Annotated in this window: 11 protein-coding genes; 10 read left to right on the top strand and 1 reads right to left on the bottom strand. The window is 28.9% G+C overall.

The window, feature by feature from the left end:
• The first annotated feature begins 201 nt into the window (after window positions 1–201).
• The 10 genes from CP960_RS09125 (at window position 202) to CP960_RS09080 (ending at window position 13415) form a co-directional block, all read left to right on the top strand.
• Window positions 202–1710, top strand: a complete 1509-nt coding sequence (locus CP960_RS09125) for a disulfide bond formation protein B (protein WP_101185109.1) — start codon at window positions 202–204, stop codon at window positions 1708–1710.
• 59 nt (window positions 1711–1769) lie between these two features.
• Window positions 1770–4097 carry a molybdopterin-containing oxidoreductase family protein gene (locus CP960_RS09120; RefSeq protein ID WP_101185108.1) on the top strand — a complete coding sequence of 776 codons (2328 nt, stop codon included), beginning with the start codon at window positions 1770–1772 and terminating at the stop codon, window positions 4095–4097.
• Between the two features lie 11 nt (window positions 4098–4108).
• Window positions 4109–4684: a 4Fe-4S dicluster domain-containing protein gene (locus CP960_RS09115; protein WP_101185107.1), complete on the top strand. Its 576-nt coding sequence runs from the start codon at window positions 4109–4111 to the stop codon at window positions 4682–4684.
• Window positions 4685–4706: 22 nt separating this feature from the next.
• A complete protein-coding gene (locus CP960_RS09110) occupies window positions 4707–5435 on the top strand; it encodes a cytochrome b/b6 domain-containing protein (RefSeq protein ID WP_101185106.1) in 729 nt (242 codons plus the stop codon).
• 9 nt (window positions 5436–5444) lie between these two features.
• The gene (locus CP960_RS09105) at window positions 5445–6071 is read left to right on the top strand and encodes a TorD/DmsD family molecular chaperone (protein ID WP_101185105.1); all 627 of its coding nucleotides are present in this window, start codon (window positions 5445–5447) and stop codon (window positions 6069–6071) included.
• Window positions 6072–6199: 128 nt separating this feature from the next.
• The gene (locus CP960_RS09100) at window positions 6200–7711 is read left to right on the top strand and encodes a peptide-binding protein (protein WP_101185104.1); all 1512 of its coding nucleotides are present in this window, start codon (window positions 6200–6202) and stop codon (window positions 7709–7711) included.
• A 2-nt stretch (window positions 7712–7713) separates the two neighbouring features.
• Window positions 7714–8373 (top strand): HAD family hydrolase, encoded by a 660-nt coding sequence (locus tag CP960_RS09095; protein WP_101185103.1) that lies wholly within the window; start codon window positions 7714–7716, stop codon window positions 8371–8373.
• Between the two features lie 94 nt (window positions 8374–8467).
• Window positions 8468–12061, top strand: a complete 3594-nt coding sequence (gene nifJ / locus CP960_RS09090; RefSeq protein ID WP_101185102.1) for a pyruvate:ferredoxin (flavodoxin) oxidoreductase — start codon at window positions 8468–8470, stop codon at window positions 12059–12061.
• Between the two features lie 104 nt (window positions 12062–12165).
• A complete protein-coding gene (luxS, locus tag CP960_RS09085; RefSeq protein ID WP_101185101.1) occupies window positions 12166–12681 on the top strand; it encodes an S-ribosylhomocysteine lyase in 516 nt (171 codons plus the stop codon).
• Window positions 12681–13415 carry a tRNA (5-methylaminomethyl-2-thiouridine)(34)-methyltransferase MnmD gene (locus CP960_RS09080; protein ID WP_101185100.1) on the top strand — a complete coding sequence of 245 codons (735 nt, stop codon included), beginning with the start codon at window positions 12681–12683 and terminating at the stop codon, window positions 13413–13415. The genes luxS and CP960_RS09080 overlap by 1 nt, the downstream gene beginning before the upstream one ends.
• A gap of 5 nt (window positions 13416–13420) precedes the next feature.
• Here the strand turns inward: CP960_RS09080 and CP960_RS09075 are convergent, their stop codons facing one another.
• Entirely contained in the window at window positions 13421–13909 is a 489-nt protein-coding gene (locus CP960_RS09075; protein WP_101185099.1) for a hypothetical protein, read from the bottom strand.
• Window positions 13910–14135: the final 226 nt, after the last annotated feature.

Genomic DNA, 14135 nt, shown 5'->3' with positions numbered 1-14135 from the left:
GAGAATAAGAGGAGGTAATTAATGGAATTCCTAGAATTATGTTTATTACTGTATGTATCGTATCTGGTGTATAAAAAACCAGAAAAAGAGAAGTTGGCTTTTAATTTATTAGCCTTTACCGCAATATTAGTCGCTTTTGTATTCTATGCAATTGATATTCAATATAATGTATTACCTGCATTTAATTTATAGGAGTTCTTTATGAGAAAAAATATAAATTTATATGTACTTATGTCTTTTGCAGTTTTAGGTGTTATGGCAGGGCCAGTAGCCGTTGCTAACATGATATTTGGTTACATCTTAGGAGATGCACCTTGTACAAGTTGTTGGGCACTTAGAATTAATATGATTGTTGTAGCAGCAGGAGCTTTATTTATAATAAGATATGGTCTAAGAATGAAATATTTAGCTCTTATTATAATGGTTTCTGCCTTTGGTATTTGGAATGCTTTTTGGCATTTAGGATGGTATGCTCAAATGGATATAGGACAAGGTCAAGCATTACCAATTTTTAATATTCATACACAAATTTGGGCTGGAATAGTTTTTTGGGCTGTTTTAATTGTACTTGGTTTAATTCTAGCTTTTGCTAATTTAAAAACAGACCAAGAAGTTTTAGTAAAATTAAACTATAGAAATTTAACAAAAGTAAATAAGTTTGCATTTGTTACATTTATGGTAGTAACAACTTCCAATGCAGTACAAGCCTTTATTGCAGCTGGACCACCACCTTTTACTGCACCTGATTCACCAGCTAGATTTACTTTTAATCCTAAGTATAATAGTTGGAGTAGTTTATTACCAAATGCATTTTCTGCTCCAACATGGAGAGGTCCATTTGGTGTAGATACTCCTGATTTACCAGCGCAAAAAGCTAATTACATGGAGTTTGACCATAATGTAAATAATTCACCTTTACATATAACAACTAAACTAAATTTAGTATCAGAAAAAAATATTAATCTTGATTTAAATTCACCTATTAGTGGTATTAGATTTAATAAAAAAACTAATCAATTTGCCATTGCAACTCAAGATTGGGGAATGTATCTTACAAATAAAGATTTAAACAATATTCATACACATTTAATTTTAGATAGTTTCTATTTCCCATTTATGACAAATTTTGCAGATATTGATATTATGGATAATGAAAATATAAAAATTATGGGAACAAATAAAACTTATGCAATTGTAAAATATGATCCTGTAAATGCTGATGAAGTAGAAGGATTTGCACACTTTAAAGAGGGTGCTGATAAATTTGTCGCTATTGAGAAAAACTCTTTTAGAACAGTAAGAGCAAATACAAACTATGTAAATAGCTTCGTAAGCTTAGGAGATTATAGTTATACAATTAGTGTTCCAAGTAACTTACAAAAGAATTTTGTTGTTATAAAACAATCAAATATTGATGGGGTTCTATCTGGAGAATATACACCAACTTTAGCTTCAAATATACAAACAAGAAATAATAAAGGATTAGGTGATTACTACATTACTGGACTTGCCAAAAAAGATGGTATGTTATATGCATTAAGTAAAAACTACAACACAATTTTACAGATTAATCCTAAAACTGAAGAAATTGTGAAAACATATTCATACCCAAGCAAAATAACAAATGCAAGAGCTATTGATTTTGTTGATGGAAATATCAATATAGTTAGTTACCAAGATGGCAAAAATAAACTTTATATACTTAAATAAAAAAATACTTCTTCTTAAATGAAGAAGTATTTAATTTCATGAAAAAGAAGGAAAATATTATGGGAGCTTCAAATATTAATAATGGTAGAAGAAGTTTTGTAAAAGGAACTACTGCATGTTTAGTTAGTGTACCACTATTTGGAATGTCATATACATCTACAAAATATGATAAGGTAGATTATAAACCCACTCAAACAAATGGCGCATCTGAATATCATTTTGTAACATGTCCTAGAAACTGTAGAGATGCATGTTCTTTAGTTGCAGAAGTACAAAATGGTGTAATGATAGATATTCAAGGAAATAAAGCGCATCCTGTTACAAAAGGTCATCCTTGTGTAAAAGGTAATACTTATAGAGAATATTTATATCAGCCAAATAGAATACTATACCCTATGAAAAGAGTAGGAAAAAGAAAAGAAGGTAAATGGGAGAGAATCTCATGGGACGAAGCTTTTAAACTTGCAGGAAAAAAATTAACTGAAATTAAAAATAAATATGGTGGAGAAGCTATTGGAGAAATGGTTTATTCTGGTAATGAAGGTCACATCTCAAAAACTATCGCTCCTGGTAATTTACTTGAAAAAATTGGTGCAACAAGATTAGTTAGAAATCCATGTGATTGGCCAAGATATCAAGGAACTCCAAGTGTTATTGGTACACCATATTCAAAAGATATGCTTGAAACAGTGGATTCAGATTTATATGTTACATGGGGTTCAAATGAAGCTTATACAGCTGTACACTGGGCTAGATTTGGTCAAGATGTAAGAAGAAAAAATGGAGGTAAATTAGTTACTATAAACTCTGTTAGAACGCCAATGGCAAATAATTCAGATATGTTTATACAACTAAAACCTTCAACAGACCCTTATTTTTGTTTAGGTGTATGTAAAGTTCTTATTGAAAGAAACTTATATGATAAAGAGTTTGTATCTAAATATGCGCTTGGTTTTGATGAATTAGTAAAAGAGACTAAAGAGTATTCATTAGAAGAGTTAGCAAAAGCATGTGAAATTACGCCAGAAGAGATTATTGAGTTTGCAAAAATATATGCAGCGGCTAAAAGACCTGCAATTGCCCATGGTGATGGTGGTCAAAGACACTTTAATGGAGCTAGACTTGTTAGAGCAGTTACATTTTTACCTGTTTTAGTAGGAGCATTAAACAAAAAAGGTGCTGGACTATTTTGGGCTTACACAAACTTAAATCCATGCTATGACTTTAGTAAAGTAATGCCTGATTTATCTCCAAAAGATGAAAATGGAGAAAAAATCAAAAGACAAACTGCAAATTATGTACAATTTGGTAGAGCCTTAAGACTCAATAACCCAACAAGTTTAGATACAGAATCTCAAGTTTATAAAGAAGTAACTCTTCCTACTCCTTTAAGAGCAGTTATACATTATAACACTAGTATGATTACTACTGCACCAAACTCTGATTTAATTAAAAAAAGATTAATGGAAGATGATGACTTTTATTTAATTGTATTAGACCCTTTCCATACGGATACTGTTGATTATGCAGATTTAGTTCTACCTGCAGGAACTTTTTTAGAATCTGAAGATGTTCAAAATGACCAAATTTCTGGTTATGTTTGTTATAACGCAGCAGCAGCAAAATTAGTTGGTGAGAGTAAAATTAATTTAGAAATTTTCAATGGAATTGCAAAAGCTATGGGATATACAGATGAATGTTTTAATATCAATGATCCAAAAGTAGTTATAAAAAAGATGCTAGATACTCCTTTTAGTAAGAAACAAGGAATAACTTACGAAAGATTAGTAAAAGAAGGACAAGTAAAACCTATAAGAACAGTAGAAACAATGAAAGAGCATTTTCCTTATTATCCATATTGTAAACCAACAGATCTTAAATTTAAAACACCTTCTGGAAAAGCAGAACTTTATTCTCAATATTTTAAAGATTCAGGATTTCATCCAGTTATTGACCTTGAAACAGATTGGGATTATTATGAAGCACAAAATGAATTTGGAAAAAGTTATCTAAAAAAATATCCATTATATTTTATGACTCCTGGAACACAACTACAAAATAATTCAAATTGGGGAACAAATAAATATATTCTACCAAGAGTATTATATGATGGTTACCCAGAACTATTTATGAATAAAGTAGATGCAAATTCAAGAAATATAAAAGAGGGTACTGTTGTATGTGCTAGAAACGAAAAAGGTAAAGCATTTTTTAGAGTTAGAATTTCAACTGAGATGAATCCTGGCATTACTTATGCATGGAATAATATTTGGTGCAAAGTTACAAAAACAGATACAGGAGCTAATATTTTATGTAGTGATGGTATTAGTGATTTAGGACAAGGTTCAACATATACTGCATCATTTATTGAAGTTGAAAAAGCATAAAGGAATATAAAATGAAAAAAGTAAGAAAAAGTTTTCTATTTGACCAAGATTTTTGTATAGGATGTAAAGCCTGTGAAGTTGCGTGTCAAACTTATCATAAGCAAGAACCAGAAATAAATTGGAGAAAAGTTGACGAATATGAAGTAGTTCAAAATGGAAACATTAAAAGTCTATTTTTAACACATTCATGTAACCACTGTGAAAATCCAATTTGTGCAGAAGTTTGTCCAGCAGAAGCATATACAGTAAGAGAAGATGGTATTGTAGAGTTAAATAGAGATAAGTGCATTGGTTGTGGTTACTGTGCTCAAAGTTGTGAATATAATGCTATTACTTTATTAGGTCAAGAAAATAAAGCTCAAAAATGTAATATGTGTGCTGAAAGACTTGATAGAGGTGAACTTCCTGCTTGTGTAACAGCATGTCCTATGGGTGTATTAAGCATCATTGAAACAGATTTAGCCAATAGAGCAGGAATGGAAAAAGAAGTTGTTGGATTTAAAGCAAATTCTTATGTACCATCAACACGATTTTATCCAAAATTTGTAACAGGTATGAAAAGAAAAGAATTTACACTAAAAATTTAACTTAATAGATTGGAGAAAGATTATGAAAACAGTAAAAGCGTATCATCCATTGATAATGACAACTCACAAGTTTATATTAATACAAACAATAACATTAATTATAACGGGGTTACCATTTTTTTCTAAAACATTTAGCTTTTTAGCTTACTATGTAGGTTATCCTGCAAGTGTAGTACTAAAAAACAATGAGCCTTTAATAACAGGACTAATGATTTTTAGAACACTACATTGGGTAAGTGGATTTTTATTAGCATTAACAGCATTTATATTTGCAGTAGTTATGCTAAGAAGATTAAAAGAGTTAAGTATATGGCCTGAAAAATGGGGTATAGAAGCAATAAAAGATGGAATTAAACAAATGAAACTACATTATGTTGAAAATAAACCAGCAAAATTTGGAAAATACAACATAGGTCAAAAAGCAGCAGCTTGGGCTATGTATTTTTTTGTTACTGCACTAATAGTTACAGGATTTATTCTAGTTTATAAAAATATCTATATAGATGCTTTATCATTAAGAACAGCTGAACTTATAACTACTCTTCACTCTTTTAGTTTCTTAATGCTAGGATTTATTTTAATGGTGCATGTTCTTTTTGCATTATTACCATCAAATTTACCTGCATTTAAAGCAATGTTCCAAACAGGAGAGATGAGTATTGAACATATTAAAAAACACCATATTTATTGGTATGAAAGACTAAAAAAACAGAATATAATAAAAGAAGAAAACAAAGAAGAAGAAAAATAAGGATTCGAAATGGAAAAGATAGTTAAAGATTGCGAAGATTTGTCAAAAGCCTATGATTTATTAAGAATACTTTTTTTCAATCAATGGACAAACGAAAATGTATCTTCCTTTAAAGAAAAATCTAATGACCTAAACATGGATTTAAAAAATAGCAACTTTATTCAATTGATTGAAGAGTTAAATAATAATATGGTAAATGAGGCAAGATGGGACTATAATAGATTATTTGTAGGACCTGAAAAACCTTTAGCTATGCCTTTTGAATCTTCTTATAGATTAAATGAAAATCTACTTATGGGAAAATTCACTTACCAAGTAAGAGATTATTATTCTCAAGTAGGAATTGAAGTTCAAAACTTAAATCACTTTCCCGACGATTTTATAGGATTTGAGTTTCAATATCTTTACTATTTATCATTATTGATAATTGAATCATATAAAATTGATAATATAGAAGAAGTAAATAAATTTCTTAAAATAAGAAAAGAGTTCTTTAATAACCATCCCAAAGCTTGGATTAATAATTTTAGCGAAGATATAATAATTAATTCAAAACAAACAATTTTAAAAGAATTCGGTATATTTATAAAAGAGATTATGAAAAAAGAAGAAAACTTTCTAAAAGCAGTGGCATAAATAGACAAAAAAATACAATCCCAACTAGTTTTTAAAAAAAGACTGTTTTTATTAAAAGTTTATAAGGAAGCAAAATATTTGCTTCCTTTTTTTATGCATTTTTTTAAAAAAAAACACTACAATACATTATGAAAAAAATAATTCTTTTAACTCTGTTTATTTTTAATTTTTTATTTGCAAGTACATTAAATCTATCAATTAGCTCAAGTCCTAGTAGATTAAATCCCATATTATCAAATGATAGTGCAAGTAGCCAAATCAGCCAATGGCTTTTTAATGGTTTATTAAAATATGATAAATATGGAAATATTGTACCTGATATTGCAAAAAACTTCTATTTTCAAACTGATACAAAACTAATAATAGAGTTAAAAAAAGGTGTACTTTGGCATGATGGAGTTGAAGTAACAGCAAAAGATGCTTTATTTACTTATGAAACTATTAAAAATCCAAAAGTTTATACTTCAATTGCTTCAAATTACAAAAAAGTAAAAGATGTAAAACTTATAGATAAATATACTCTACAAATAGAGTATAAAGAACCTTATTTTAAAGCTTTGGAAATTTGGTTAATTGGTCTTTTGCCATATCATATATTAAAAGATGAAAAAAATTTAATGACAAGCAAATTTAATAAGCAACCTATTGGAACAGGACCTTATAAATTAAAAGAGTTAAAAAACTCATCAGATATAGTTTTATATGCAAATAAAAACTATTTTGAAGGCAAACCCAAAATTGATAAAATTCATTATAAATTTTATCCTGATACCACTACTTCTTTTTTAATGTTAAAACAAAAAAAGCTAGATATTTCTTCTTTAACCCCTATACAAATTGATAGACAACTTACAAAAGATTTTTTTGATAATTATAAAATAATTGAAGAACCTGCATTTTCATATACATATATGGCATTTAACTTAAAAAATAAAAAGTTTCAAGATATAAAAGTTAGGCAAGCCCTATCTTTAGCCATAAATAGGCAAGAAATGGTAGATATTCTATTTTTTGGACATGGTAAAGTTTGTAATGGTCCTTTTTTGCCAGGAAGCTTTGCATATGATGAATCTGTAAAACCTATAAAACAAAATATAAAAAAAGCAAAAGCTTTATTAAAAGAGGCTGGTTATGACAAGAATAATCCATTAAAGTTTGAATTAATAACAAATACGGGAAATGATATAAGAATAAATGCAGCTCAAATTTTACAACATCAACTTAAAAAAGTAAATGTAAATGTGAAAATTAGAGTTGTAGAGTGGCAGGCTTTTTTAAATACAGTAGTACATCCAAGAAAATTTGAAAGCCTACTTCTTGCATGGTCACTTCCTCTAATGCCAGATGCTTATCCTATCTGGCATAGTGACTCGCAAAAAATAGGAAGATTTAATTTTGTTGGATATGAAAATAAATCAATAGATAAACTAATTGAAAAAGGTGCAAAAACGATAAATAAAAAGCAACTCTCGAAAATTTATAAAAAAATATTTAGAAAAATAACAAATGACTTACCCTACTTATTTTTATTTATTCCAAACTCAATAACTGTAGTAAATAAAGATATTAAAAATATTGAACCTACATTTTTAGGTATAATGCACAATCAAATTCATTGGGAAAAAATAAATAAGGAATAAAATTGAAAGAAAACAATATCATACTATTTGATTTAGATGGAACATTAATCGATTCTACAAATGCAATTATTAGCTGTTTTAGACATACATTTGAAGAACTATCATATGATTTTCAAGGTGAAGATGAACATATAAAAAAACTTATTGGTTATCCTTTAGATATTATGTATAAAGATTTAGGAGTAGAAGATGAAAGAGTATGGGATTTTGTAGATGCATATAAACAAAAATACAGAACTGTTTCACTTGAACAAACTACACTATTAGAAGAAGTAAAAGAGTGTTTAGAGTTTGCATCTAAATTTGCAAGATTATCAATTGTAACAACAAAAACAGCACTTTATACTACTCCTCTTTTAAAACATCTTGATATATTACACTATTTTGAACATATAATAGGAAGAGAAAATGTTGAAAATCCAAAACCTCACCCTGAGCCAATTCATAAAACACTTGATTTAATGAATTTAAATAAAACAAGTAATGTTTGGATGGTAGGAGATACAAAATTAGATTTAATCGCTGCAAATAGTGCTGGAGTAAATAGTGTAGGAGTTTTATGTGGATATGGAGAAGAAGATTCATTAAAAGAGCATACTCAACATATAGTACAAAACTCATATGAAGCAGTAAAATTAATTAAAAATATCTCAAAAATATAGTTATAAAAGCAACCTTATTATTTAAATAATTAATACTTTATTAAGTAAACTTTAATTATTATCTATAAAATTGATAGTATTATAAGGATAGATAATGGTTAAAAAATTTGCTACAATGGATGGGAATGAGGCTGCTGCATATGTTTCATATGCTTTTACAGAAGTAGCAGGAGTATATCCTATCACACCCTCTTCACAAATGGGAGACATAACAGAAAAATGGGCTACTCAAGGTAAAGAGAATCTTTTTGGTTCTACTGTAAAAGTAATAGAGATGCAAAGTGAGGCAGGTGCAGCAGGAACTTTCCATGGTTCTTTACAAGCAGGGGCACTTACAACTACTTATACAGCTTCTCAAGGACTTCTTTTAAAAATTCCAAATATGTATAAAGTTGCAGGTCAATTATTACCTGGTGTTATACATGTAAGTGCTAGGGCACTAGCAACTCATGCATTATCTATCTTTGGAGACCACCAAGATGTAATGAGTGCAAGAGCAACTGGTTTTGCAATGCTTGCAACTGGTTCTGTACAAGAGGTTATGGATTTAGGAGGAATAGCTCACCTTAGTGCTATTAAAGGGAAAGTTCCTTTTTTACACTTTTTTGATGGCTTTAGAACATCTCATGAGATTAATAAAGTTGAAGTAATGCCATATGAAGTATTTGATAAATTACTTGATTATGAAGCTGTACAAAAATTTAGAGACAATTCACTTAATCCTGAATCACCAATTACAAGAGGAACTGCACAAAACGATGATATATATTTTCAAGGGAGAGAAGCAGCAAATAGATACTATAATCAACTTCCTGATATTGTAAATGAATATATGAGTGAAATATCTAAAGTTACAGGAAGAGATTATGCACCTTTTACTTATTATGGTGATGAAAATGCAACAGATATTATTGTAGCTATGGGTTCTGTTACTGAAACAATTAAAGAAACAATTGATTATCTAAGAAAAGAAGAAAAAAGAAAAGTTGGTCTTTTAAGTGTACATTTATATCGTCCTTTTTCAGCAAAATACTTTATGAATGCTTTACCACTAAGTGTAGAAAGAATCTGTGTTATTGATAGAACAAAAGAACCAGGAAGTTTAGGGGAACCTTTATATTTAGATGTTAAAGCACTATTTTATGGACAAAAAAATCAACCAAAAATTATTGGAGGAAGATATGGTTTATCTTCTAAAGATGTTCCACCAAATCAAATCATAGCACTTTTTGATAACCTTGCAAGTAAAACTTCAAAAGATAATTTCACAGTTGGAATTATTGATGATGTAACTCATACTTCAATAGAAGTAAAAAACAATATTCCAATTGTTGAAGATGTAACTGAATGTTTATTTTATGGTTTAGGAGCAGATGGAACTGTAGGTGCAAATAAAAACTCTGTAAAAATTATTGGTGATAAAACAGATCTTTACGCACAAGCCTATTTTGCATATGACTCTAAAAAAAGTGGTGGATATACAAGGTCTCACTTAAGATTTAGTAAAAATCCTATTAGATCAACTTATCTTGTATCAAACCCAAGTTTTGTGGCCTGTTCTAAAGAGGTATATTTAGAACAATATGAAGTAATTGATAAGTTAAAACAAAATGGAACTTTTTTATTAAACTCAATCCATTCAAAAGATGAAATAGAGAATAAACTACCAAATAGAGTAAAAAAACTTCTTGCAGATAAAAATATAAACTTTTATATAATAAATGCAACAAGATTAGCTCATGATATTGGTTTAGGAAATAGAACAAACACTATTATGCAAGCAGCATTTTTTAAACTTGCAAATGTTATTCCATATGAAGAAGCGAAAGAGTATATGAAAGAGTATGCTAAAAAAGCATATGGAAATAAAGGTGAAGAGATAGTAAATATGAACTATCAAGCAATTGACCAAGGAGAACATGGTGTTGAAAAAGTTGATGTAAAAAAAGAGTGGTCAAATCTTGAAGGTGGTTCTTTAACAATTAATTCAAAATACAATGGAAGCGAGTATGTTGAACAATTTGCAAAAGTTGTAAATGCTGCAAAAGGTGATGAGATACCTGTATCTACTATTGTTGAACTAGGAATGGAGTGTGGAACTTTTGAAAATGGTTCAACTGAGTATGAAAAAAGAGGTATTGCAACTATGGTTCCTCAATGGAATAGTGACACATGTATTCAGTGTAACCAATGTGCTTTTGAATGCCCACATGCAGTAATTAGGCCTTTTTTAATGGATGAAGAAGAGTTTAAAAATGCTCCTCAAGGAGTAAAAGAACACGCACTTGATGCAAAAGGAAAAGAGTTTAAAGATAAAGATTTAAAATATAAAATTCAAGTTTCTATTTTAGACTGTACAGGTTGCAATATTTGTGTTGATATTTGTCCTACAAAAGAGAAATCATTGAAAATGGTGCCATACTCAATTGAAGAAGATAATCATGAACAAGAGAATGCTGATTATTTATTCAATGATGTTTCATATAAGGATTATTTAGTTGAACCTACAAATGTTAAAAACTCTCAATTTGCAAAACCATTATTTGAATATCACTCTGCTTGTCCAGGTTGTGGAGAAACACCATATATTACGCTAGCTACTCAACTATTTGGGGATAGAATGATGATTGCAAATGCAACTGGTTGCTCATCTATTTATTCAGGTTCTGCTCCATCTACACCATATACAAAAAATGAAAAAGGAGAAGGTCCAGCATGGGCAAACTCTTTATTTGAAGATAATGCAGAGTTTGGATATGGAATGTATGCTGCAATGGAAACAATTAGAAATAGAGTTGCAAAAATTATGATAAATAGTATGGATGAAGTAAACAATCCATTAAAAGTTTTATATAAAGAGTGGTTAGAAAATAGAAATAATGGAGCAAAAACCCAAGAAATAAGAGATAAATTAGTTCCTCAACTTGAAGCAAATCAAGATTTAAAAGGAGTGAAAGAGTTACTAAACTTAAAAAAATTCTTTGTAAAAAAATCTCAATGGATGATTGGAGGAGATGGTTGGGCTTATGATATTGGATACGGAGGAGTTGACCATGTTTTATCAACTGGAGAGAATGTAAATATTTTAGTTGTTGATACTGAAGTTTATTCAAACACAGGAGGACAATCTTCTAAAGCTGCACGTGCTGGTTCAATTGCAGATTTTACAAATGATGGAAAACCAAATGCAAAAAAAGATTTAGGTTATATTTCAATGACTTATGGAAATATTTATATAGCACAAATCAATTCAAGAGCAAATCAAAAACAAGCACTTCAAGCTATGAAAGAAGCTGAAGAGTATGATGGACCATCATTAATTATTGCTTATTCACCATGTATTGCACATGGGATCCAAGGAGGTTTAATGAAATCAGTTGAACAAGGACAACTCGCAACTGATAGTGGATATTGGCCTATTTATACATATGACCCAAGAAAGATAAAAAAAGGTGAAAATCCAATTAAAATTTTTGGAAAGAAACCAAACTGGGATAAATATGAAGAGTTTTTATTAAAAGAGACAAGATATAAATCTTTAAAAAAACTAAACCCAGAACAAGCAGATTTTCTACTTGAAAAAAATAAAAAAGATGCACAATATAGATATAGACAGCTACAAAGATGGGCTTCTATGGATTATAGTGATGAGATAGAAGAAGAAAAACTAGAAGAAGTGCAGGTTTAAAACCTCACTTCTTTAACTTAAAAATATGACTATATTTTAATACTAATTACCCATTTACTTTTATTTAGATAAAATTCAAAACAATAAATATTGAAAGGTTTAATATGCCATTACTAGATAGTTTTAGAGTTGACCACACAATTATGCCAGCACCTGCTGTTAGAGTTGCAAAAACTATGAAATCTCCATCTGGAGATATTATTACTGTATTTGATTTAAGATTTTGCGTGCCAAATGAAAAAATGTTGGGAGAAAAAGGAATTCATACCTTAGAACATCTTTTTGCAGGATTTATAAGAGAACACTTAAACTCAGAAAATGTAGAGATTATTGATGTATCTCCTATGGGTTGTAGAACTGGTTTTTATATGAGTTTACTTGGCTCTCCAACAGAAGAGGAAGTAGCAACTGCATGGAGAATGTCTATGGAAGATGTTTTAAAAGTTAAATCACAAAATGATATTCCAGAATTAAATAAATTTCAATGTGGTACATATAAAATGCACTCACTAGATGAAGCAAAACAGATTGCGCAAGATATCTTAGATAATAAAATTGGAGTAATGTCTAATAAAGAGTTATATTTACCAGAAGAAAAACTAAAAGAGTTAGAAATCTAGTGTATAAAACTATAAGTACCAATGATGGCTCAAATACCCTCTACTCTAGCCAATATAATCAGCACTATCATAATATAAATGATGGTGCTATTTTTGAAACCCTTACAAAACATGTAATACCTGCAATAACTTTTCATAAAAATAGACATGAACTAAATATTTTAGATATATGTTATGGTTTAGGTTATAACACTCTTGGAACTTTGTATTATTTAAAAACAAATAATTTAAAGATAAAAGTAAATATTTACTCACCTGAGCTTAACAAAAAGCTTGTTAAAAGTTTAAAAGATTTTGATTATCCAAAAGAGTTTAGTAATTTAAAACATATAATTAAATGTATTAGTGAAGATTTATATTACAAAGATGAACAAATAGAAATTAAAGTCTTTTTTAAAGATGCAAGAGTACTGTTAAAAGATTTAAATATAAAATTTGATGTAATATATCAAGATGCATTTTCAAGTGAAGTAAACAATGAACTTTGGACTAAAGAGTATTTTTCACTTCTTTATAATTTGTGCAATGATGATTCAATAATTACAACATACTCAGTTGCTACGCCTGTTAGATTATCCATGTATGAAGCTGGATTTTACATATATGAGTACATTCCTTATAAAAGAAAACAAACCTTAGCTTTTAAAAAACAACAAAATTTATTGGGTAAATATGTAGATATGGAATTGAAAAAAACTAGAAATCCAAGTGCTAAAGCACTATATGATAGATAGATAACTTAGTCAACTAAGTTATCTAAGATATATTTTTGTAAATCTTTTTTAGGTAATTCTAATTTATTCGATTGTTGAAATATTTTATCTATTTTTCGATTATACTCTTTATATGGAAAAAAAGGAAAATGAACTTGCCATCCTTTTTTAATCTGACTTAATGCTACTTGGTCAACTAACCATACTCTAAAGAAATTAAAAAAGATAAAAATAACAGCCGTTAAAAGCATTGCAACAATAATAGATACATGTGGGTCAAGATTTGCGAAAAGTCCATGTGTTATAGCTGTAAAAGGTACTGTAAATAGAATTACTAAAGCAATATAAACTAAATAAGCTCTTCCAACTTTCAATCGAAATCCTAATTTTACAGGGTCAACATGAAGTTTCTGTAAATATTGAGAATTAGCAATTAATAAATCTTTTAATAATATAGGTTGCTTAGATACTGTAAATACATAATCTATAATCTTTTGTTTTAAAGATGATAGCATTTAATTTCCTTATTTTAATATTGATTTATTTTATCTAAATTTAGTTAATAATATATTAATAGTTAAAGTTAAAGCTATTGTAAGAAATAAAAAGTTGAGAAAAAAAAAGAGCCCATAACTAAGATAACTGTAAAAAGTTAAAATAGATAAGGGCTTAAAAAGACTCAAGAGCTGGCAGAGGCCTACGTTTCCACAAGTGAAACCTGCAGTATTATCAGCGCAGAAG

The organism is Malaciobacter halophilus (assembly GCF_002837275.1).
Taxonomy (GTDB): domain Bacteria; phylum Campylobacterota; class Campylobacteria; order Campylobacterales; family Arcobacteraceae; genus Malaciobacter; species Malaciobacter halophilus.
This window is presented reverse-complemented; position numbering and strand designations above follow the sequence as displayed.